The organism is Streptomyces sp. NPDC058683 (genome assembly GCF_042716195.1).
GTDB lineage: Bacteria > Actinomycetota > Actinomycetes > Streptomycetales > Streptomycetaceae > Streptomyces.
Window position 1 is genome coordinate 387,173 of sequence record NZ_JBHXSK010000001.1, and the last position, 21,783, is coordinate 408,955.

Below are 21,783 nucleotides of genomic sequence, written 5' to 3' on the forward strand. Positions count from 1 at the left end.
TGGCCCGCCGGTCTTGCCGTCCGCATCCTGTTTTTTGCCGCACCGGCAACAGGACTGGCCCGCGGGCGGTGCGTCGGCGCACCCTGGCGGCACCCGGACGAGAGGCTGCTCCCATGGCGCACGATCACCACCACCAGCACACCGACACCCACACCCATCCCCACGCGCACACCGACATCGACTGGGCCGAGATGGCCCCGCACCTGGAGTCGCAGGCGGAGCTGTTCGCCCCGCTCTACGAGCACGCCCTGGGCTGGCTCGGCAAGGAGGTCACCGAGCCGGGGCTGATCGTCGACGTGGGCAGCGGGCCCGGTGTGGTGTCGTGTCTGTTCGCCGAGGCCTTCCCGGGTGCGCGGGTGCTGGCCGTGGACGGCAGCGAACCGCTCCTCGACCGGGCCACGGCCCGCGCCGAGCGACTCGGCGTGGGGGACCGGTTCGGCGTCCTCGCCGGTGAACTGCCGGGCGTCCTGGACAGGCTGGACTACCCGGCGGACCTCCTGTGGGCGGGGCACAGCCTGCACCACCTCGGTGACCAGCGGGCCGCGCTCACCGCCTTCGGCGAGCGGCTGGCCCCGGGCGGCACCCTGGCCATCCTCGAAGGCGGCCTGCCCAGCCGCTTCCTGCCCCGTGACCTCGGCATCGGCCGGGCCGGGCTCCAGGCACGGCTGGACGCGCTGCAGGAGGAGTGGTTCGCACAGATGCGCACCGACCTGCCCGGAGCCGTCGCCGAGGCCGAGGACTGGCCCGCGCTGCTCGGCTCCGCCGGGCTCAAGTACGCCCGCAGCCGCAGCTTCCTCATCGACCTGCCCGCCCCGGCCTCCGACCGGGCCCGCGCCTACGTGACCGAGATCCTCTCCCGGCTGCGCGACACCGTCGGCGAGGGGCTCGACGCCGACGACCGCACCACCCTGGACCGCCTCCTCGACCCGGCCGACCCGGCGAGCGTGCACCGCAGGTCCGACGTGTTCGTCCTCGGCGCCCGGACGGTGCACACCGCCGTACGGCCCGTCTAGCAGCGGAGCGCGTACACGCTCACCCGCGCTCCCCGCACCGTCCGCGTCCCGCACTCCTCGAACCGCTCGGCGAGCGTCCTGCGCTTCATGACCTCACCGGGCGCGGTGTCCGGCGGCTGTCCCACCGGATCCCGCAGTACGACGACGCGGTGCGCGGTGAGCAGCCGGGCCCGGATCACGGACGGCCCGGCCTCCGTGTCGTACAGCGTTCCGGAGGCCGCGGGGGTGCGGTCCAGGGCGAGGTCGCGCAGCCCCCGCACGGTGCCCGGGTCGGCGAGCGACCAGACCCGGCGGCGGGCCGGCAGGTAGAGGATCCCGTCGGCGCCCGTGCCCGCCGTACGTACGGCCGCGCCGATGGCGGTGACGTCGTCCAGGCGGCTGCCCGGGGTGCGCAGGTACGCGGTGACGGGAGCAGTGCGGCGACGGCCGCGCCCGCGGCGAGCAGCGCGGCCGCCCGGCGCGGACCGCCGGCCCGGATCAGCCGGTCCAGGGCGGCACCGACCAGCAGTGCGGTGCCCGCCTGGCCGTAGAGGACGTACCGGTCGACGTACAAGGGCTTGGCCAGCGACACCAGCATCAGCAGCCCGGCGGGCAGCACGGTGAGCGGCAGGGCGAGCCGGACCAGCGCCCTCGGCAGCACCGTCGCGCAGGCGCACCCGAGCAGCGCGACCCCGCCGAAGCCCAGCAGCGCCCCGGCCCCGAGCCCGCCGATCCACGCCACCTGCGCCGACTGCCGCATGCTCAGGACGGCGAGGGGTGCCAGCGCGGCGACGACCGGGCACACCGTCCTCAGCCACGCGCGCCGGGCCTCGCGGGGTACGGCCACGGCGTGCGCGGCGAGTACCAGTACCGCGAACTCGTGCAGCAGACAGGCAGTCAGCAGCACGGCGCCGTAGCCGGCCCAGGCCCGGGCGGTGCCGGTGTCCACGGCCCGGACCAGCAGACACGTCGCCCAGACGACGAGGGCGCAGACCAGCGCGTACGACCTGCCCTCCTGCGCGTAGCGCTGGACCGGCGGCAGCACCGCGAACACCAGCCCGGCGAGCAGCCCCGCGCGCGGCCCCGCGTACCGGGCGCCGAGCAGGGTGAGCAGGCCGGCCGTGACGGCGACGGCCAGCACGGAGGGCAGCCGCAGTACGAGCAGCGGGTCGGCCCCGGGGAAGAGCCGGAACAGGGCGTGCAGGAGGAGGTAGTAGAGGCCGTGCACGGCGTCGGCCCGCTCCAACGTCCGTGTCAGATCCGGGAGTTCGCGCCGGGACAGGTCGTAGCTGACCACCTCGTCCCGCCACAGGGCGCCGTCGCGTCCGATCCCCCACAGGCCGAGGGCGAGGGAGAGGACGACCGGGGCGAGGGCGGGCAAGGTTCGGTGCCGTGGCCGGGCCGGAACGGGCGGGGACGCGGTGCGGGTGGCGTGCAGGGTGGCGATGGCGGACTCCGGTGCAGGTCGGCGGCTTGTGCACCGGCGAGTTCAGCGGCCGGGGGATTGATGGGCGGCCCCGAACCGGCTCCCCTGTCAATCCCGGTTAGGTTGCGGAGGGTTGCTGTCGACGGGGGAGACGTGGATGGGGCGCCGGGAGAAGCCGCTGGATCCGGCGGCGGGGGCGGTGGAGCGGTTCGCCTTCGAGCTGCGCAAGCTGCGGGACGAGGCGGGCACGCCGACCTACCGGGCGATGGGGCTGCGGGCCGGTTACTCGGGGCCCACGCTCTCGGCGGTGGCCGCCGGGGAGCGGCTGCCCACACTCCCCGTGGTCACGGCCTACGTCGTCGCGTGCGGCGGCGACCCCGAGGAGTGGGAGCGGCGCTGGCGGACGGCCGCCGCCGAGACCGCCGGCACCCGGCTCGCCGAGGACGACGAGCCCTGTCCCTATCCGGGCCTCGCCCGGTTCGAGGCCGGCGACCGGGACCACTTCCACGGCCGCGACGAACTGATCGCCGAACTGGTCGCACACGCCCGCCGCAACCGCTTCGGAGCGGTGGTCGGCGCCTCGGGAAGCGGCAAGTCGTCCCTCCTGCGGGCCGGGCTAGTCCCCGCCCTGCGGGAGGCCGGGGACCCGGAGCGGCGACCCGCCGTCATCCGGATCCTCACCCCGGGCGTCCACCCCGCCCGCATCCACCCGGCACTCCTCACCCCGCACGACGCCCCCGGCGACACCCTGCTCGTCGTCGACCAGTTCGAGGAGGTTTTCGCGCTCTGCGCCGACCCGGCCGAACGCGAGCTGTTCATCGGCCGGTTGCTGCACCCGGATCCCCGGCTGCGCGTACTGCTCGCCGTACGCGCCGACTTCTACCGGCACTGCGCCGAACATCCCCTGCTCGCCGAGGCGTTGCGGGACTCCACCCTGCTCGTCGGCCCGTTGGCGCCGCAGCGGCTCCGGGAGGCGGTGGTCCGGCCCGCGGCCGCCCGGCAGCACATCGTCGAACGTGCCCTGACCGCCCGGATCGTCGCCGACGTCGCCGGTGAACCCGGCGGGCCGCCGCTCATGGCCCACGCCCTGCGCGAGGTCTGGCGCCGGCGCTCCGCCAAGACCCTGACCCTCGCCGCCTACGAGGCGGTCGGCGGCGTCCGGGGCGCCGTCGCCCACACGGCCGAGGAACTCCACGCCCGCTGCACCCCCGCCGAGGCGGCCGCCGTCCGCGCCCTGCTGCTGCGCCTGGTCACCCCCGGCGACGGCACCGGCGACACCCGGCGCCCCGCACAGCGCGCCGAACTCGGCACCGGCCCCACCACCGCCCGCGTCCTCGAACGCCTGGTCAGGGCCCGTCTGCTGACCGTCGACGGCGACACCGTCGACCTCGCCCACGAGGCCCTGCTCGGTGCCTGGCCCCGGCTGCGCGGCTGGATCGACGCCGACCGCGAACGCCTGCGTGCCCACCGCCGGCTCACCGAGGCGGCGGCCGCCTGGGCCGGGCTGGAGGGGGACGCGGGGGCGCTGTACCGGGGCGCCCGCCTGACCGAAGCGCGGGAGGCCTTCGCCGAAGAGGGGCCCTACCGAGGGGAGTTGAGCCTGCTGGAGCGGGAGTTCCTGGCGGCGAGCGTCGAGTCGTACGAACGCGGGCGGCGGGCCGCCGTGCGGGCCGGGCGCCGGCTGAGGGCGCTGACCGGTGCGCTCGCCGTCCTGCTGTGTCTGGCCCTGACCGCGGGCGCCGTCGCCTGGCGGCAGAGCGCGGTGAGCGCACGGCAGCGGGATCAGGCCGAGGCCCGCCGGGTGGCCGCCCTCGCCGACAGCCTGCGTACCGCCGAGCCGCGCACCGCGATGCGCCTGGCCCTGGCCGCCTGGCGTACCGCCGACCTTCCGGAGACCCGGCAGACGCTGCGCACGGCGGCCGCGCAGAGCGAACAGGACCTGTTCGTCCAGCCCGAGGAGGGCGGCCGGGCCCTGAACGCACCCGTGTGGCTCAGCACGGACGGGCGGATCCTGACGGCGGTGGCACGCGACCGCGCCGTGCAGTGGGACGTCCGCTCCCACCGGCGCATCCACTCCCTCAGCCGACCCGGCCTGTCCGCCGGGGTGATCGCGGTCAGCGACGACGGCCGGCTGATCGCCTCCCGGGCGCCCGGCGGCACCGGCACGGTGATCCGCTCGCTCGCCGACGGCCGCACCCGGCGGCTGGCGACCGGCCCCTGGCGGGACGCCGACTGGGTGTTCGGGCCGAACGGACACACCTTCCTGGTACGACGCCTCGCCCACGACCCGGGAAGCGACCGGGCGACCCTGGACCTGTGGGACACGGCCGACACCGCCGACACCGTCGGCACCGACGACGCGGACCGGCAACGCCCGTTCCACCGGTACGCCCAGGGCGAGGACGACGGCCCGCTGCCCCTGCCGAGCCCGGACGAGCGGTACCTCGCCCTGGTGCGGTACCTGCCCTCCGTGCCGTACCGCGCCGCCTGCGGTGGTTGACATCGAGAGCGCTCGAAGTGATGGACTCCGGTCGATCGCCAACCACAGGGGGAAACCATGAACGACTCTCCGGTCGCGCTCATCACCGGCGGCGGCAGCGGCATCGGCGCCGCCGTCGGGCGCCAACTGCTGGACGCCGGCCACCGGGTGGCCGTCACCGGCCGGAGCGAGCAGCGGCTGCGCGCCTTCGCCCGCGAACTCGGCGACCCGGACGGCCTGTTGACCATCGTGGGCGACACTGCCGAGTACGCCGACGTGCAGGCGGCGGTCGACAGCACGCTCAAGGCGTACGGCCGGCTCGACACCGTCGTCGCCAACGCCGGTTTCGCCACCCACGACACCGTCGCCGACGGTGACCCGGCGGGCTGGGCCGAGATGGTGCTCACCAACGTCCTCGGCCCCGCCCTGCTGATCCGCGCCTCCGTCGACGCCCTGAAGGCGAGCCGGGGGCGGATCGTCCTGGTCGGCAGCGTCGCCGGGTTCGTGAACACGCCCGGCAACCTGTACGGCGCGACCATGGGGGTCCCCCCGCTCGAGTGAATTCGAGAGTGGGGGAGGGCGGTCACCGGGCTCGCGGAGAACACCCGCCGCCAGGTCACCGAGTTCGGCATCGGCGTCACGCTGGTCGCGCCGGGCCGGGTGGAGACCCCGTTCTGGGACGCCAACGGCAGCCTGCCGCCCGGCCTGCTGCTGACCGCCGACCAGATCGCCGACTCGGTGGTGTGGGCGATCCGGCAGCCGGCCGGCGTGGACGTCAACACCCTCGTCGTACGTCCGCTCGGGCAGCCCAACTGATATGCCCGACGGCCCGGTACCGCGTGGTACCGGGCCGCCCGCCCCGGTTCAGTTATTGGCGAGGAACTGCTTCGCCAGCTGGTCGCCGAGGGACACCGCCGCGCTGTGGCTCTCGATGGGGGAGACCGTGGAGTTCTTGAAGAGTATGTAGGTGACGCCGGAGTCGGCACCGCCGGTCTCCGGGTCGGGGTCGATGCCGAGCGCCTTGGCGGTGGCGTACGACGCCTCGCCGATGATCTTCGTGGGGCCGGTGTCGCCGACCACCGCGTACTCGACCTTGTTGTTGTAGATGACGGCGACCACGCCGCCGCCCTTGATGCCGGCGCTGGAGTAGTTCCAGATGCTGCTGGAACTGGGGACCACGACGTACGGCAGCGACTCGGCCTTGAGCGGCTTGCCGTCGGACTGGTGGAACGCGGTGTCGTCCTGGTACCAGGGGTCGCGGTCCTCGTTGCAGTTGGTGGTGCGCTGGCCGTCGCAGTCGATGTCCATGTCGGACTTCCAGAACACCGCGCCGTTCTTGCCGCACACGGGGATCGTGGCCGAGGTCTCGTCGTCGGTCTTGTACTTGCCGCTGGAGATCTGGGAGCAGGAGGTCACCTTGGCGAGCAGGTCGGCCGCGCTGACCGAGCCCTCCTGGGCGGACTTCGGGACGGTGGTGCCGGACGCGCTCGCGGGAAGCACTCCGGCGGCCAGCAGTGCGGCCCCGGAGGCCGCGGCGAGGGTCAGTGTTCGGATGCGCACTGTGGGGGGTCCCCTTCTGTTAGGAAAGTTTCCTGACCGGGTGCCGTACAAGGTGGCCCCGGCTGCATGTCCGCGTCAACCCCTGGGTGTGAACTCGGAGAATTGTCATGCATTGCGGCGATATGGAGCCCGGGGAACACTGGTGGGGCAGGACATTCCGAACATTTATGCAGGAGCCGTGCGGCGGTTGTGCGGTGGCTCCGGTGGCTCCTGGGAGGCGAGGGGTCATGTTCGTACGCACGGTGTACGCCACCGGCGATCCGGCGCAGATCGAGTCCGCCATCCGGGCGCTGAACAGCGAAGGGCGCAGTCTGCTGGAGGAACGTCCCGAGTACCGGGGCTCGGGCGTCTTCGTCGACCGGGAGCTGGGCAAACTGCTCGCGGTGAGCTGGTGGGGTTCCGAGGAGGCCCGGCGCAACAGCGACCAGGTGATGCGCGAGCGGCGCGGGCCGATGCTGGAGCCGTTCGCGGGCACCGTCGCCGTCGAGAACTACGAGGTGGGCGTCCTCCACACGGTGCAGCTGCCGAGGGTGGGCGGCGGGGTGCGGATGACCCGGGTGGAGTTCGACCCGGCCGACACGGACCTGTTCATCGAGACATTCCGGTCCTCGGGCATACCCCGCCTGGACACGCTGCCCGGCTTCGCGCGGTGTGCCCTGCTCGTCGACCGGCAGCTGGGCCGGGGCACGGTCGGTGTGCTCTTCGTCGACCGCGCCTCGATGGCCGCGTCCCGCGGCGGCCAGGCGGCCGCCCGGCGCCAGGACGTCGCCAAGGCGCATGTGACCGTGGTCGCCCTGGAGGAGTTCGAGGTCGTCCACGCGGACGTGCACTCCGACTGACGCGCCCCGCACGGGAGTCGGGGAACGCGAGCGGCCGTTCCGCCGTGTTCACGGCGGAACGGCCGATGTGCACCGGGCCGCTGCTCAGCCCGTGTCGGCTGCTCGGCCCATGCGGGCTCAGCCCATGTCGAAGGTGGCCGGGTCCGGGCCGATGCGGCGGTCCTCGTTGAGTGCGCTGATCGCCGCGAGGTCCTCGGTGTCCAGGCTGAAGTCGAACACCTCGATGTTCTCCTTGATCCGGGACGGCGTGACCGACTTCGGGATCACCACGTTGCCCAGCTGGATGTGCCAGCGCAGCACGACCTGGGCCGGGGTGCGGTTGTGCTTCTGCGCGATGGCGACGATCGCCGGCACCTCCAGCAGGCCCTTGCCCTGGCCGAGCGGGGACCAGGCCTCGGTGGCGATGCCCTGCTCGGCATGGAACTCCCGGGCGGCGCGCTGCTGCAGATGCGGGTGCAGTTCGATCTGGTTGACCGCGGGGATGACCGACGTCTCCTCGATCAGCCGCTCCAGGTGCTCCGGGAGGAAGTTGGAGACGCCGATCGCCTTGACGAGGCCGTCGGTCAGCAGCTGCTCGAACGCCTTGTAGGAGTCGATGTACTTGCCGCGGGCCGGCAGCGGCCAGTGGATGAGGTACAGGTCCAGGTAGTCCAGACCCAGCTTCGCCAGCGACGCGTCGAAGGCGCGCAGCGTGGCGTCGTACCCGTGGTCGGCGTTCCAGAGCTTGGTGGTGACGAAGATGTCCTCGCGAGGCACACCGGAGACGGCGATGGCCTTGCCGGTGCCCTCTTCGTTGCCGTAGATCGCCGCTGTGTCGATGCTGCGGTACCCGGCCTCCAGTGCCGTGGCGACGGCCCGCTCGGCCTCGTCGTCCGGCACCTGCCACACACCGAAGCCCAGCTGGGGCATCTCGACGCCGTTGTTGAGGATTTTCGGGGGGACCTTGCTGCTCACGAGCTCTCGATCCTTAGGTTGTCGACAGGTGGTACCCCCATCGTCAACGATCACCGGCCGTGATGCATTCCTGAGCCCGGAATCCGCCGGAACCGAGCGGTGCGCCGGCTTCCCGGGACGGAGATTGGCCGGAAATGCATCCGACCTCAAGGGCCCGTAACATTGACCGCGGCCCGTTTCTGCCGAGACTCTGGTTCGCATCATCGGACGTATCGCTGAACCTGGTACAGGGATGTGAACCATCCTGTGGGTTTCCCGGCAGATCCCTGTGAACGTGACTCCCCGTCTGTGCTCTGAGACCCCCCAACCTCAGGAATCCAGGTGTGCACCCATGGACGAGACGACACCCGAAGACGGCCAGGCGGAACCCACCATTCTGCAGACATCCGATGAAGAGGTCTGGCGAAGCCCCGGTTATCAGGTCGTGGAGACTGCCCTGGAAGTGACCGGCTACGCCCTCGGCGACCGCTGACCCGCACCATGACTGCCATGAGCGTCCACGCCGGGACGGCCGCCGGCCCCTGGCCGGTCACGGAGTTCACCGAACGGCTGCGCGCCGTCACCGCCGACCGCTACCACGACCGGCACCCCTTCAACCAGCGCATGCACCGGGGCGAACTGACCCCGACCGAACTGCGCCGCTGGATCACCAACCGCTTCCACTACCAGCGGCACCTCCCCGTCAAGGACGCCCTGATCCTCGCCAAACTGGACCGGCCGGCGTTGCGCCGCTCATGGCTGCGCCGCATCCGCGACCACGACGGCACCGCGGAGGGCGAGGGCGGTATCGAACGCTGGCTGCGCCTCGGCGAGGCAGCCGGCCTCACCCGCGACCAGGTGTGGGACAACTCCCGGGTGTTGCCCGGGGTGCGCTTCGCGGTCGAGGGGTACGTCACCTTCTGCCGGGTGCGCCCCGCGCTGGACGCGGTCGCCGCCTCACTCACGGAACTGTCCGCGCCCGGCCTGATGCGCACCCGTATCATCGCGTTCGAACGCCACTACCCGTGGATCGACCCGGCCGGACTCGCCTACTTCCGGACCCGTGTCGACCAGGGCACCCTGGACGGCGAGGAGGCGCTCGCCCTGGTGCTGGGCTGGGCCCGCACCAGAGAGCAGCAGCAGCGCGCCGTCGCCGCGCTCGCCTACAAGTGCGAGGTGCTGTGGGCGCTGCTCGACGCCGTGGACCGTGGGGACACCGGGGGTTGGGGCGGGTCATGACCTGGCGACCCGAACTGGCCCGCGCGGTCGTGCTGCGCCACGACCGGGTGCGCGGGACCGATCTGTTGCTGCTGCCCGAGCGGGTGGTTGTACTGCACGGCCAGGCGGGCGGGGTGCTGCGCCTGTGCGACGGCAGTCGGGCGGTGGCGGAGATCGTCACCGAACTCTCCAGGGCGTTCCCGAACGCCCCGATCGCCACCGAAGTCCCCGAGTTCCTCACGGCGCTACGGAGAGAGGGGTGGCTGAAATGACCACGGCACGCCCGGACAAGGACCCGCCCGTGACGAACACCGCCCGGCCGGCTGGGGGCCGGGCTTCACCGGCTCCCGTCGAGCCGGCTGGAGTGCTGGGCTCGCCCACCCCCGTCGAATCCGGCGAAGGACCGGCCGAACCGACCCCCGTCGCCCCGCCCTGGGCGTTGCTCGCCGAACTCACTCACGCCTGTCCCTTGCGCTGCGGGTACTGCTCCAACCCGGTCCAACTGATCGGTCGGTCAGCTGAGCTGAGGGCCGCGCGGTGGGCGGAGGTGTTTCGGCAGGCAGGTGAGCTGGGCGTGGTGCAGACCCATCTGTCCGGCGGTGAGCCGCTGCTCAGGCGGGATCTGCCCGACCTGGTCGCCGCCGCCGACACCGCCGGCCTCTACACCCAGCTCGTCACCAGCGGGGTCGGGCTGAGCGAACGGCGGCTGGCTGGGCTGGCCGGCGCCGGGCTGCGCAGTGTGCAGCTGTCCGTGCAGCACGCGAAGCCGACGGCCGCCGAACGCATCGCCGGCGCCCGCTCGTTCGCGGCCAAGGAACGCGCGGCCCGGCTGGTCCGGGCGGCGGGCCTGCCCCTCGGTCTCAACGTCGTCCTGCACCGGGGCAACCTGGACGCCGTCGAGGACCTGATCGCGCTCGCTGTGGCCTGGGGCGCGGACCGGATCGAGCTGGCCAACACCCAGTACCACGGCTGGGCGGCCCGCAACCGCGCCGCCCTGCTCCCGCTCCCCGGCCAGGTCGAGCGGGCCCGGGAGACGGTCCTTCGCCGACGCCGACACCGACGCCTGGACGAACCCGAGCTGGTCTGGGTCGCCCCCGATCTGGCGGGCGGCACGGCGAAGCCCTGCATGGGCGGCTGGGGCCGGATCTCGCTCACCGTGGCGCCGGACGGCACGGTCCTGCCCTGCCCGGCCGCGGCCGCCCTGCCCGGCCTGGACCTGCCGAACGTCCGGGAGCATGAACTCGCCTGGATCTGGCGGGAGTCGAAGGCATTCAACGCCTACCGGGGCGAGTCCTGGATGCGCGAGCCGTGCCGCGGCTGCGCCCTGCGTACCGCCGACTTCGGCGGCTGCCGCTGCCAGGCGTACGCGCTCACCGGAGACGCCCGCAACACCGACCCGGCCTGCCGCCACGCACCAGACCACCGTGCCGTACCCCTCCGGCGGACCGCCACGGCCGCCGCCGTCTACCGAGGACCGTCATGAGACCAGAGAACCTGCTGGCCCGTGCCCTGCCTCTGGCCCTTTCCACAGTGCTCGTCGCCCTGCTGCCGGGCACGGTGGTCGCGGTCGGCCTCGACACGGCCGTCGACACCCAGGCCCCCACCCGCCCCGGCCGGCCGTCCTGCTCCGACATCGGGGAGGTCGGGCTCACCCTCCGCTGGGGCGCGGCCACCGACAACGTGGGCGTCACGGCGTACGACCTCAACGAACACGGCAACAAGTTCGTCGAGGTGCCCGGGAGTTCGACGTCGAAGGTGTTGACCGGGCTTGCCCCGAACACCACCTACGACCTCACCGTCATCGCCCGCGACGCGGCGGGGAACACCTCGCCGGCCAGCCCGGTGGCCGACTGCACGACGAAGCCGAGTTCCGACACCACCTCGCCCACCGAACCCGGCACGCTGTCCGCGGCCGGCGTCACGGCGAACACCGTCGACCTCACCTGGGGCGCGTCCACCGACGACCGGGCGGTGACCGCGTACCACATCCGCAGCGGGTCGGCGGTCTACCGGACGGTCACCGGCGCCACGACCAGCACCCTCACCAGCCTCGCCTGCGACAGCCCCTACACCCTGGACGTCGTCGCCCGGGACGCGGCAGGCAACGTCTCCGAGCCGAGCAACAGCGTCACCTTCACCACCAAGGCCTGCACCACCGGCGGCGGTGTCCCCTCCTCCGTCGCCACCCTTTCCTCCGGCTGGACGATCCCCTGGGGCACCTACTGGATGCCCGACGGCAAGACCGCCCTGGTCACCGAGCGGGACGACTTCCGGGTCCGGAAGGTGGCCAAGGACGGTACGAAGACCCAGGTGGGGACCGTCCCGAACGCCGTCACCACCAACGGCGAGGGCGGTCTGCTCGGGGTCGCGGTCGACCCCAAGTGGGAGACGAACCACTACGTCTACTTCATGCACACCGCGTCCGAGGGCAACCGGGTCGTGCGCATGACCTACGACGGCAGCAGGCTCAGCGACTACAAGGTGCTGCTCCAGGGCATCAAGAAGAACCGCTATCACGACGGCGGACGGCTCCTCTTCGGCCCCGACGGCTATCTCTACGTCTCCACCGGTGAGGCCCAGACACCCGATCTCGCCCAGGACAAGAACTCCCTGAACGGCAAGATCCTGCGGACGACGACGGATGGCAAGCCGGCCCCGGGCAACCCGTTCGGGAACTACGTCTACAGCCTCGGCCACCGCAACCCGCAGGGCCTCGCCTTCGACCGCGACGGGCGGCTGTGGGAGGCCGAGTTCGGCAACAACTCCAAGGACGAGCTGAACCTGATCAAGCCGGGCGCCGACTACGGCTGGCCCACCTGCGAGGGCACCTGCTCGGTCGCGGGGATGACCAACCCGAAGGCCACTTGGAACGTCTCGGAGGCCTCGCCGAGCGGTATCGCCATCGTCCGCAACGTCGTCTACATGGCGTCCCTGCGCGGCGAACGGCTCTGGCGCATCCCGATCAACGGCAACGCCGAGAGCGTCGGCACGCCGACGGCGTACTACGTGGGCACGTACGGTCGCCTGCGGACCGTGACCAAGGTGCCGGGCGCCGACCAGCTGTGGCTGTCCACCACCAACTGCGACAACAACGGCAACGAGCCCGACGGATCCGACAAGGTCTTCCGGATCCAGCTCAAGTGACGGGCCGTCAGGCCCGGTAGAGGGCCTCTACCTCGTTGGCGTAGGCGTTCTCGATCGCCTTGCGCTTCAGTTTCAACGACGGGGTCAGCAAGCCGTGTTCCTCGGTGAACGGCTGGGCGAGGATACGGAAGGTACGGATCGACTCGGCCTGGGAGACCAGGGTGTTGGCGGCCACCACCGCGCGCCGCACCTCGGTCTCCAGGTCGGCGTCGCGCACCAGCTGGGCCTCGGACATCCGGGGCTTGCCGCGCATCTGCAGCCAGTGCTCGACGGACTCGGTGTCCAGCGTGACCAGGGCCGCGATGTAGGGGCGGTCGTTGCCGACGACGATGCACTGGTTGACCAGCGGATGGTCGCGCACCCGCTCCTCCAGGACACCGGGGGAGACGCTCTTGCCGCCGGAGGTCACCAGGATCTCCTTCTTGCGGCCGGTGATGGTGAGGTAGCCGTCCTCGTCCAGGGAGCCCAGGTCCCCGGTGGCCAGCCAGCCGTCGTGCAGGGTGGCGTCGGTGGCCTTCTGGTTGTTGAGGTAGCCCTGGAAGACATGGCCGCCGTGCAGCCAGACCTCGCCGTCGTCCGCGATGTGCACGGTGGTGCCCGGGACGGCCTGGCCGACCGTGCCGTAGCGGGTGTGCTCGGGCGGGTTGGCGGTGGCGGCCGCCGTCGACTCGGTCAGGCCGTAACCCTCGTAGATCTGCACGCCAGCGCCGGCGAAGAACAGGCCGAGCCTGCGGTCCATGGCCGAGCCGCCGGACATGGCGTTGCGGATCCGGCCGCCCATCGCCGCCCGCACCTTGGAGTAGACGAGCTTGTCGAAGACCTGGTGCTGCAAGCGCAGCGACGCCGACGGGCCGGGCCCGGTGCCCCATGCCTTCGCCTCGACGGCGTCCGCGTACTTCACGGCGAGCTCCACCGCCTTCTCGAACGGGCCGCCCTTGCCCTCCTTCTCCGCCTTCCGCCGGGCCGCGTTGAACACCTTCTCGAAGATGTACGGCACGGCCAGGATGAACGTCGGCCGGAACGCGGCCAGATCGGGCAGCAGCGCCGCCGCGTTCAGCTGCGGCTGATGGCCGAAGCGGACGCCGTGCCGGATGGCGGCGACCTCCACCATGCGGCCGAAGACGTGCGCGAGCGGCAGGAAGAGCAGGGTGGAGACCTCCTCGCCCTTCTTCGCGCGGAACACCGACTCCCAGCGGCCGACGACCGTGTCCGCCTCGAACATGAAGTTGCCGTGCGAGAGCACACAGCCCTTCGGGCGGCCGGTGGTGCCCGAGGTGTAGATGATCGTGGCGACCGAGTCCGGGGTGACCGCCTGCCGGTGCCGGTGCACGACCTCGTCCTCCAGGTGCGCGCCCGCGTCGTACAGCTCCTGCACCGCGCCGGAGTCCAGCTGCCACAGCTGGCGCAGCTGCGGCAGCCGGTCGATGACGGTGGCGATCGTCATCGCGTGGTCCTCGTGCTCCACGATCGCGGCCGTGCACTCGGCGTCGTAGAGCATCCAGAAGCACTGTTCGGCCGACGACGTGGGGTAGACCGGCACCACCTGGGCACCGATCGTCCACAGGGCGAAGTCGAACAGGGTCCACTCGTAGCGCGTGCGGGACATGATCGCGACCCGGTCGCCGAACCGGATGCCGCGCGCCAGCAGGCCCTTGGCGAGGGCCAGGACCTCGTCACGGAACTCGGCGGAGGTCACGTCACGCCACTGGCCGAGGTCGTCCTTGCGGCCCAGGGCGATGTGCAGCGGGTCCGTCAGGGCATGCTCGAACACACAGTCGGCCAGACCGCCGACCGGCGGTGCCGACGCCAACGGCGGGTTGGTGAACTCGCGCAAACCCCGCTCCCGCTTCTCGCTCCCCAGTCACTCTCCGCACAGCGCCGTGAAAGCTACCCCACCGGCAGACCGTTCGGGAGGGGGTGCGAAAACGAGCATTGCTCTCGTATGCTCCCGCCAGGGCCTGCAAAATACACTCACATGGGGAAGGGTCGGACAGAATCCTTACGGTTCAGTAAGTTCCGCCTCCGTAATCTCCACTGAATCTGTACGACCCGATTACCGCCCCCGGCCGGTTACCGGCCGGTCAGGCCCGCGGCAGTGCCGGGCCCTGAGAGGACTGCGCCGCCGGGGCCGATTCCGTCACCGGGCCGTCCGCGCGCGGGGCCCGCACCAGCACCAGGACCAGTGCGCCCGCCACCACGGCGGCGCCCCCCAGCACCATCAGGGCACCGTTCAGCCCCGAGGCGAAGGCCGTGCGCAGGGTGTGCTCGGCGAAGGTGCCCCGCAGTGCTCCGGCGCCGCCGCCCGCCAGTGTGTGCGCCGCGTCGTGCGGGAGGGTGGCGGTCATCCTGGAGGTCACCACGGTCCCGGAGACGGCGACCCCGAGCGCGTACCCCAGCTGCCGGACCGTGTTCACCGCACCGCCCGCCATCCCGGCCCGCTCGGGCGGCACCGCGGCCAGCGCCGCGCCCGCGACCGTCGGCGACACGAGCCCGGTGCCGACGCCCACCAGCACGAACCCGGGTATCAGCGCCGTCCAGGAGGAGCCCGCGCCCAGCACCGCCTGGCAGAGGTCGCCCGCGCCGATCAGCAGCAGCCCGCCGCCGACCGTCAGCCGGGCCGGCGCCCCGTGCAGCAGCCGTCCCACCAGCACCGCGACCACCATCGCCGCCACCGTCATCGGCAGCAGCGTCAGCCCGCCCCGCACCGGGGTCATCCCGAGCAGGGTCTGCATCCAGATCGACACGTACGGCAGCGCGCCGAAGGCGACCCCGCTGAACGCGAACGCGCCCACCATCACCCCGGTGAACGACCGGCCGCGCAGCAGCGACAGCTCAAGGAGCGGATGCGCGGCCCGCCGTTCCACCAGCACGAACACCAGTAGCCCGAGGGCCGCCGCGGCGAACGCGCCGAGCGCCGCCGGCGCCGTCCAGCCGTCCTCCCCGGCCCGTACGACCCCGTAGGTCACGCCACCGGCGAACAGCGCGAACGCGACCGTACCCGCCCAGTCCACGCGCATCCCCCGCGGACCCCGCGACTCCGGTACGACCCGCAGCGTCAGCCACACCGCCACCACACTGACCGGCAGGTTCACCAGGAAGATCCACCGCCAGCCGGGCCCCGCCGTCAGCAGCCCGCCGACCACAGGCCCGACCGCCGCGGCCCCGCCGCTCACCGCGCCCCACACGCCGAGCGCCGCCGACCGCTGCCGCCCCTGGTAGACCGAGCCGAGCAGCGGCAGCGTCGTCGCGAACATCGCGGCCGCGCCCACTCCCTGCACGGCCCGTGCCGCCACCAGCGTCCCCGGCCCCGGCGCCAGCCCGCACAGCAGGCTCGCGGCGGCGAACAGCACGACACCGGCCACATGCACCCGGCGCCGGCCGAGGATGTCGGCCGCCGCCCCCGCCCCCAGCAGCAGCGCGGCCAGCGCCAGGGCGTAGCCGTCCACCACCCACTGCAGATCGCTCAGGGACGCGTGCAGTGCCGCCGCCATGTCCGGCAGCGCCACCACCACGATCGTCACGTCGAGCAACAACATGAACGTTCCCAGACACACCGCGGTCAGCGGCCCCCACCTGCGCATCTCTTCACTCCTCGGCAGAACGGTCGGCCCAACGGCCTGCTGTCACTCCGTACCATGGGGCCACTCCGGCCGATCAGGGCGGTGGAACAAGCTTGATCGGCGGAATCCGAGGGGAGAGGCCGTGCTGGCACTGGAATCCGACACGTTCGACGAGCTGGACCTGCGGCTGCTCAGTGCGCTGGAGGTCGACGGCCGGGCCTCCTTCAGCCGGATCGGGGCGGTGCTCGGCGTCTCCGACCAGACGATCGCCCGCCGCTACCGCCGACTGTGCGCCGAGGCCGGACTGCGGGTGGTCGCGGTCCGGGACGCCGAACGGCTCGGCCAGGACCAGTGGATGCTCCGGCTGCGCTGCGCGCCCGACGGCGCCACCGTCATCGCCGACGCCCTCGCCAAACGCCCCGACACCGCCTGGATCGGGCTGGCCTCCGGCGGCACCGAGATCGCCTGCATGACCCGGCCGCGCCACCCCGGGGACCACGACGACCTGCTGCTCGGCAAACTGCCGCGCACCCCCAGCGTGGTGGAGATCCGTGCCCAGCAGCTCCTGCACCGCTTCTACGGGGGGCCGTCCGGGTGGATGCGGAAGTTCCGGGCGCTGTCGGACGACCAGGTCGCCGCTCTGCGCCCGCCGGTGACCGGGGGCGACGGGCCGGCCCGCCTGGACCCCGAGGACGCGCCGCTGCTCGCCGCGCTGGAACGGGACGGCCGGGCGACCTACCCGGAGCTGCAGCGGGCGACCGGCCGGTCCGAGTCGGCGGTGAAGCGCCGGCTGGCCGCACTGATCGCCTCCGGGGCGGTGTACATCGACGTCGAGTACCGCTCCGAGGTCCTCGGGTACGGCATGGCCGCGGTGCTGTGGATCACCACCGCGCCGTCCGCGATGCACTCCGTCGGGGAGGCCCTCGCGGAGCACGACGAGGTGGCGTTCGCGGCGGCCACCGCCGGCCCCTCGCACATCGTCGTCACCGCGGTGATGCGGAACACGGCCGGTCTCTACGCCTACCTGAGCGGGCCGCTCGGACGGCTGGAGGGAGTGCAGCACGTGGAGGCCACGCCGTTCCTGCGCACGGTGAAGCAGCTGACGTATCAGGAGGTGTGGTGAGGCGCGCGTCGCCGAGGCCGCGCTGTGACGGTCAGCTCCTTCGGTGCAGGCGCTCCCCGCCCCGGAGGATCGCCGCCGCCAGCGCGTCCGCCGCCGACTGCGCCGGTGAGCGCCGGTGGCCGTGCACCAGTACGAAGTCGATCTTGCCCAGCTCCGGCAGGTCCGCCCGGTCCGGGACGCGGAACAGCCCCGGCGGGACCAGGCCCTTGGAATGGGCCATCACGCCCAGGCCCGCCCGCGCCGCCGCGATCAGGCCGTTGAGACTGCCGCTGGTGCAGACGATGCGCCACTCGCGGCCCTGGCGTTCCAGCGCCTCCAGGGCCAGGGCGCGGGTGATGCCCGGCGGGGGATAGACGATCAGCGGGACCGGGCGGTCGGGGTCCAGACGGATCCGCTCCGCACCGATCCACACCAGGTCGTCGTGCCAGACCAGCTCGCCCAGCGGATCCTCCGCGCGCCGCTTCGCCAGCACCAGGTCCAGCTTCCCGGCGGCCAGCTGCTCGTGCAGGGTGCCCGACAGCTCCACCGTCAGCTCCAGGTCGACCTCGGGGTGGTCGGAGCGGAAGCCCTCCAGGATCTCCGGCAGCCGGGTGAGGACGAAGTCCTCCGACGCGCCGAACCGGAGCCGGCCGCGCACCCTGGTTCCGGTGAAGAAGGCCGCCGCCTGCTCGTGCACCTCCAGGATCCGGCGGGCGAAACCCAGCATCGCCTCGCCGTCCTCGGTCAGTTCCACCGAGTGGGTGTCCCGGGAGAACAGCTGGCGGCCGGCCGCGTCCTCCAGACGGCGTACGTGCTGGCTGACCGTCGACTGGCGCAGTCCCAGGCGGCGGGCCGCCTGGGTGAAGCTGAGCGTCTGGGCCACCGCGAGGAAGGTCCGCAACTGCGAAGGGTCATACACTCGAACATGTTATCGCGGAACGCGATGGCAGTCAGAGTGGTATACCGGATTCCCGATCACCTGCCGGAGGAGGACGATGGAGAGGGCCCTTCCGGCCACCGGCGAGAGCCCGGCGTACGCGCCGGTCCGACACCATTGACCGACCCGCAAGTGGAGCACCGTGAAACGCCTGAGCTGGCCCAGTTGGATGCCGATCGACCCGTACGTCCTGCTGTTGCTCGGGACGGTATGCGTCGCCGCGCTCCTCCCGGCCCGGGACACCGCCGCCGACGTGGCCTCCGGCGCCTCCACGGCCGCGATCGCCTTTCTCTTCTTCCTCTACGGCGCCCGGCTCTCCACCCGCGAGGCCGTCGACGGACTGCGGCACTGGCGGCTCCACGTCACGGTCCTGGTCTGCACCTTCGTGATCTTCCCGGTGCTGGGCCTGGCCGCCCGCGGCCTGGTGCCCGTGCTGCTCACCCATCCGCTCTACCAGGGGTTCCTCTTCCTCACCCTGGTGCCCTCGACCATCCAGTCGTCGATCGCCTTCACCTCGATCGCTCGGGGCAACGTGCCCGCCGCGATCTGCGCCGGGTCCTTCTCCTCGCTGATCGGCATCGTCGTCACCCCGCTGCTGGCCGCCGCGCTGCTCGGCAGCAACGGGGGCGGCTTCTCCGCCGACTCGATCGTCAAGATCGTCCTCCAGCTGCTGGTGCCGTTCGTCGCCGGACAGCTGCTGCGCCGCTGGATCGGCGAGTTCATCGCCCGGCACAAGAGGATCCTCGGCCTGGTCGACCGCGGCTCGATCCTGCTCGTCGTCTACACCGCGTTCAGCGAGGGCATGGTCCGGGGCATCTGGCACCAGGTCAGCGCCGTCCGGCTGGCCGGACTCCTCGCCGTCGAGGCGGTGCTGCTCGCCGTGATGCTCGTCCTGACCTGGTACGGCGCCAAGGCGCTGGGCTTCGGCCGCGGCGACCGCATCGCCATCCAGTTCGCCGGGTCGAAGAAGTCCCTCGCCTCCGGACTGCCCATGGCCAGCGTCCTGTTCGGCGCCCACGCCTCGCTGGCCGTGCTGCCGCTGATGCTCTTCCACCAGATGCAGCTCATGGTGTGCGCGGTCATCGCCAAGCGCCGCGCCCACGACCCGGAGGCCCAGGAGGACCCCGTGCCCCCGGCCGCCCCCGCGGCCAAGTCACGGTCGGCCGTCAGCACCGGGACCGCCGGCCGCTGACCGGCCGGCGAGGGGCGGCCGCTCCGAGGCCGGCCCGGGACCCGGTCACCGGTGTCGTCGGCTGCCGAACGCGACCAGTTCACGGGCCTGTTGATCCGGATTTCCGGTACGGACGGCTGATGACGGCTAACGTTCCGTCATGACCGCACCCCTGGCGCTCGACCCGGCGCGCACCGCTCTCGTCCTCGTCGACCTGATGGACCGCATCGTCGCGCTGCCCCTGGAGCCCCGCAAGGGCACCGACGTCCTGCACACCGCCGAGGAGCTGGCCCACTCCTTCCGCGCGGCCGGCGCACCCGTGGTGCTCCTGCGCGTCGAACGGCCCGCGCTCGCCGAGCAGCCGCCCGGCAGCAGGCTGGTGGCCGGACTCCGCAGAGAAGGGGACATGGAGATCGTCAAGCGCACGATCGGCGGCTTCCAGGGCACGGACCTCGACGCCCGGCTGCGCCGGCTCGGCGTCACCCGTCTGGTGTTCGGCGGCATCGCCACCAACCTCGGCGTCGAGTCCACCGCCCGCGCCGCCGCCGACCTGGGCTACGACCTCGTCTTCGTGGCGGACGCCATGGCCGCCTTCACCGCCGCCGAGCACGAGGCGTCCGTCCGGCTCGACTTCCCGCGCCTGGGCACGGTCGTGACCGCCGCCGACGTACGCCTCACCCCGGCCTGACCGCTCAGACCAGCGACCCGCCTCCGTCCACGACCACCACGGACCCGGTGCTGTACCCCCCACGCATCAGGTACAGGTACGCCTCCGCCACATCCGCCGGCTCGCCGACCCGCCCCACCGGCAGCGACTCGGCGGACGACCGGAAGAGACCGTCCCGGTCCGCCTCCGGCAGCTCCCGCCACAGCTCGGTCCGCACCACTCCCGGCGACACCACGTTGACCCGCAGCGGCGCCAGCTCCACGGCCAGCGCCCGGGTCAGCGACTCCATCGCCCCGCACAGCGCCGACGCGACGCTCGAACCCGGCATCGGCCGCTGCCCCGCCGTGCCCGTGGTCAGCACCACCGACCCGCCCGGGCGGATCGACCCGGCGCCGTACTTCACCGCCGTGTACGCACCGAACAGCCGGGTGTCCAGGAAACGCCGGGCCGCCACGACGCTCGTCTCGGCCACGGTCTCCAGCAGCAGCGACTCACCCGCCGTGAACACCAGGTGGTCGTATCCGCCGATCCGCGCGAAGAAGCCGCGCACCGCGTCCTCGTCCGTGGCGTCCAGCACCTGGCCCTCGGCGTCCTCGGGCAGCACCTTCAGCGCCGCGTCCACGCTCTCCTGCCGGCGCGAGGCGACGACCACCCGCGCGCCCTCCCGCGCCGCGCCCTCGGCGACCGCGAGCCCAATACCCGACGTACCTCCGACGACGACGACACGCTGTCCCTGCAGACCCATGACCGGACCCCTCTCCAAGCTGCTGTTCCGTCCCGTTCGGACGCTTCCAGCCTGCGGCCCGGCGGCATCGGCCGTCCAAGACCTCTTCCGGCGGTGGCGATACCCTGAAGGCATCGCCGTCACTGGCCAGGAGGTGCGGGCATGGACCTGGATCTGCGCAAGATCCGTTACTTCACGGCGGTCGCCGAGCTCCTCCACTTCGGCCGGGCGGCCGAGCTGCTGCACATCGCCCAGCCGGTGCTCAGCCGTCAGATCCGCGCGCTGGAGAAGGACTTGGGCGCCGAGCTGTTCGTACGGGACAGCCACGGCGTCACCTTGACCGACGCCGGACACCAACTCCTCGACGACGCCCACCAGTTGCTGGCCACCGCCGACGGCACCCGGCGCCGCGTCCTGCGGGCGGCACGCGGCCGGCGGCGGCTCGTCGTCGGCTTCCGCGCCGGTGTCGTCGTCACCCCCGCGCTGCGTGCCTTCGCCGCGGTCCACCCGGACGTCGAGGCGGGCGCCCGCCGGGTCGAGTGGGACGACCAGGAGCGGCTCGTCCTCGACGGCACCGTCGACATCGCCTATGTACGGCGGCCGGTCCGGGAGGACGGACTGGAACTGCGCCCCCTGTACAGCGAGACCCGCGTGGCCATGCTCCCCGCCGAGCACCGGCTCGCCGGGAAACCGGAGATCATGCTCGCCGACCTCGACGGCGAGCGATGGCTGCGCTACAACGATCCCCTCCCCGGCGACCTGCCGCTGCGCACCATCGAGGAGAAGTTCGAGCGCGTGGCCGCCGGCACCGGCATCACCCTGGTGCCGCACTCGGTCGCCGAGCAGTACTCCCGCCCGGACATCGCCTACGTCCCGGTCTCCGACGCCGATCCCGACCGGGTGCTGCTGGCCTGGGCGGCCGGCCGCCGCTCACCGCTGATCGCCGCGTTCGCCGAGGCCGCGGCGGGCGCCGCGGTGCCCGACTGAGGCGGGGCCCCTGCGGCGCAGGGGGCGCTCCCCGCCGGTCGGGG

20 protein-coding genes and 1 pseudogene are annotated in these 21,783 nt (G+C 72.5%); 13 read left to right on the plus strand and 8 right to left on the minus strand.

Features of this window, described 5'->3' with window-relative positions:
* The first annotated feature begins 113 nt into the window (after positions 1 to 113).
* Positions 114 to 1,013, plus strand: coding sequence for a class I SAM-dependent methyltransferase (locus ACFWXC_RS01835; RefSeq protein ID WP_384471403.1), 900 nt, complete (start codon positions 114 to 116; stop codon positions 1,011 to 1,013).
* On the opposite strand, the gene ACFWXC_RS01840 is transcribed toward ACFWXC_RS01835, so the two are convergent.
* Positions 1,010 to 1,192 carry a hypothetical protein gene (locus ACFWXC_RS01840; protein ID WP_384471406.1) on the minus strand — a complete coding sequence of 61 codons (183 nt, stop codon included), beginning with the start codon at positions 1,190 to 1,192 and terminating at the stop codon, positions 1,010 to 1,012. The genes ACFWXC_RS01835 and ACFWXC_RS01840 overlap by 4 nt on opposite strands.
* On the minus strand, positions 1,189 to 2,373 hold the full coding sequence (locus ACFWXC_RS01845; RefSeq protein WP_384471409.1) for a glycosyltransferase family 39 protein: 1,185 nt from the start codon (positions 2,371 to 2,373) through the stop codon (positions 1,189 to 1,191). The genes ACFWXC_RS01840 and ACFWXC_RS01845 overlap by 4 nt, the downstream gene beginning before the upstream one ends.
* A 202-nt stretch (positions 2,374 to 2,575) precedes the next feature.
* Between ACFWXC_RS01845 and ACFWXC_RS01850 the strand changes: the two genes are divergently transcribed.
* Together ACFWXC_RS01850 and ACFWXC_RS01855 are read left to right on the plus strand one after the other, a co-directional pair.
* Positions 2,576 to 4,918, plus strand: coding sequence for a hypothetical protein (locus tag ACFWXC_RS01850; protein WP_384471412.1), 2,343 nt, complete (start codon positions 2,576 to 2,578; stop codon positions 4,916 to 4,918).
* A gap of 57 nt (positions 4,919 to 4,975) precedes the next feature.
* A pseudogene (locus ACFWXC_RS01855) lies at positions 4,976 to 5,713 on the plus strand (SDR family oxidoreductase).
* A gap of 48 nt (positions 5,714 to 5,761) precedes the next feature.
* Here the strand turns inward: ACFWXC_RS01855 and ACFWXC_RS01860 are convergent.
* Positions 5,762 to 6,457 (minus strand): glycoside hydrolase family 75 protein, encoded by a 696-nt coding sequence (locus tag ACFWXC_RS01860; protein ID WP_384471415.1) that lies wholly within the window; start codon positions 6,455 to 6,457, stop codon positions 5,762 to 5,764.
* 227 nt (positions 6,458 to 6,684) lie between these two features.
* On the opposite strand from ACFWXC_RS01860, the gene ACFWXC_RS01865 reads away from it, so the two are divergent.
* Positions 6,685 to 7,296 carry a hypothetical protein gene (locus ACFWXC_RS01865; protein ID WP_384471417.1) on the plus strand — a complete coding sequence of 204 codons (612 nt, stop codon included), beginning with the start codon at positions 6,685 to 6,687 and terminating at the stop codon, positions 7,294 to 7,296.
* Positions 7,297 to 7,413: 117 nt separating this feature from the next.
* Here ACFWXC_RS01865 and ACFWXC_RS01870 read toward each other — a convergent pair whose 3' ends face one another.
* Positions 7,414 to 8,250 (minus strand): aldo/keto reductase, encoded by an 837-nt coding sequence (locus ACFWXC_RS01870; protein ID WP_384471420.1) that lies wholly within the window; start codon positions 8,248 to 8,250, stop codon positions 7,414 to 7,416.
* A 331-nt stretch (positions 8,251 to 8,581) separates the two neighbouring features.
* On the opposite strand from ACFWXC_RS01870, the gene ACFWXC_RS01875 reads away from it, so the two are divergent.
* From ACFWXC_RS01875 to ACFWXC_RS01895, 5 genes are read left to right on the plus strand one after another with little or no spacing between them, the layout of a single operon-like run.
* The gene (locus tag ACFWXC_RS01875; RefSeq protein ID WP_384471423.1) at positions 8,582 to 8,722 is read left to right on the plus strand and encodes a pyrroloquinoline quinone precursor peptide PqqA; all 141 of its coding nucleotides are present in this window, start codon (positions 8,582 to 8,584) and stop codon (positions 8,720 to 8,722) included.
* Positions 8,723 to 8,730: 8 nt separating this feature from the next.
* A complete protein-coding gene (pqqC, locus tag ACFWXC_RS01880) occupies positions 8,731 to 9,468 on the plus strand; it encodes a pyrroloquinoline-quinone synthase PqqC (RefSeq protein WP_384471426.1) in 738 nt (245 codons plus the stop codon).
* Positions 9,465 to 9,719 carry a pyrroloquinoline quinone biosynthesis peptide chaperone PqqD gene (gene pqqD / locus ACFWXC_RS01885; protein ID WP_384471429.1) on the plus strand — a complete coding sequence of 85 codons (255 nt, stop codon included), beginning with the start codon at positions 9,465 to 9,467 and terminating at the stop codon, positions 9,717 to 9,719. The genes pqqC and pqqD overlap by 4 nt, the downstream gene beginning before the upstream one ends.
* Entirely contained in the window at positions 9,716 to 10,930 is a 1,215-nt protein-coding gene (gene pqqE, locus ACFWXC_RS01890; RefSeq protein WP_384471432.1) for a pyrroloquinoline quinone biosynthesis protein PqqE, read from the plus strand. The genes pqqD and pqqE overlap by 4 nt, the downstream gene beginning before the upstream one ends.
* Complete coding sequence (locus ACFWXC_RS01895) at positions 10,927 to 12,591, plus strand: PQQ-dependent sugar dehydrogenase (RefSeq protein ID WP_384471435.1); 1,665 nt, start codon at positions 10,927 to 10,929, stop codon at positions 12,589 to 12,591. The genes pqqE and ACFWXC_RS01895 overlap by 4 nt, the downstream gene beginning before the upstream one ends.
* Before the next feature lie 7 nt (positions 12,592 to 12,598).
* Here ACFWXC_RS01895 and ACFWXC_RS01900 read toward each other — a convergent pair whose 3' ends face one another.
* Positions 12,599 to 14,425, minus strand: coding sequence for an AMP-dependent synthetase/ligase (locus tag ACFWXC_RS01900; RefSeq protein ID WP_384471438.1), 1,827 nt, complete (start codon positions 14,423 to 14,425; stop codon positions 12,599 to 12,601).
* Positions 14,426 to 14,672: 247 nt separating this feature from the next.
* Positions 14,673 to 16,172, minus strand: a complete 1,500-nt coding sequence (locus ACFWXC_RS01905; RefSeq protein ID WP_384471441.1) for an MFS transporter — start codon at positions 16,170 to 16,172, stop codon at positions 14,673 to 14,675.
* A gap of 124 nt (positions 16,173 to 16,296) precedes the next feature.
* Between ACFWXC_RS01905 and ACFWXC_RS01910 the strand changes: the two genes are divergently transcribed.
* The gene (locus ACFWXC_RS01910; RefSeq protein ID WP_384471578.1) at positions 16,297 to 17,274 is read left to right on the plus strand and encodes an Lrp/AsnC family transcriptional regulator; all 978 of its coding nucleotides are present in this window, start codon (positions 16,297 to 16,299) and stop codon (positions 17,272 to 17,274) included.
* Between the two features lie 31 nt (positions 17,275 to 17,305).
* On the opposite strand, the gene ACFWXC_RS01915 is transcribed toward ACFWXC_RS01910, so the two are convergent.
* Positions 17,306 to 18,172, minus strand: coding sequence for a LysR substrate-binding domain-containing protein (locus tag ACFWXC_RS01915; RefSeq protein ID WP_384471444.1), 867 nt, complete (start codon positions 18,170 to 18,172; stop codon positions 17,306 to 17,308).
* A 187-nt stretch (positions 18,173 to 18,359) separates the two neighbouring features.
* Here ACFWXC_RS01915 and ACFWXC_RS01920 point away from each other — a divergent pair, with 187 nt between their 5' ends.
* Both ACFWXC_RS01920 and ACFWXC_RS01925 read left to right on the plus strand, forming a co-directional pair.
* Positions 18,360 to 19,382 (plus strand): bile acid:sodium symporter family protein, encoded by a 1,023-nt coding sequence (locus ACFWXC_RS01920; protein ID WP_384471581.1) that lies wholly within the window; start codon positions 18,360 to 18,362, stop codon positions 19,380 to 19,382.
* A 139-nt stretch (positions 19,383 to 19,521) separates the two neighbouring features.
* Positions 19,522 to 20,049 carry an isochorismatase family protein gene (locus ACFWXC_RS01925; RefSeq protein WP_384471447.1) on the plus strand — a complete coding sequence of 176 codons (528 nt, stop codon included), beginning with the start codon at positions 19,522 to 19,524 and terminating at the stop codon, positions 20,047 to 20,049.
* Positions 20,050 to 20,053: 4 nt separating this feature from the next.
* On the opposite strand, the gene ACFWXC_RS01930 is transcribed toward ACFWXC_RS01925, so the two are convergent.
* Entirely contained in the window at positions 20,054 to 20,773 is a 720-nt protein-coding gene (locus ACFWXC_RS01930) for an SDR family oxidoreductase (protein ID WP_384471450.1), read from the minus strand.
* 141 nt (positions 20,774 to 20,914) lie between these two features.
* Between ACFWXC_RS01930 and ACFWXC_RS01935 the strand changes: the two genes are divergently transcribed.
* On the plus strand, positions 20,915 to 21,739 hold the full coding sequence (locus ACFWXC_RS01935) for a LysR family transcriptional regulator (RefSeq protein ID WP_384471453.1): 825 nt from the start codon (positions 20,915 to 20,917) through the stop codon (positions 21,737 to 21,739).
* The last annotated feature ends 44 nt before the right edge of the window (positions 21,740 to 21,783 follow it).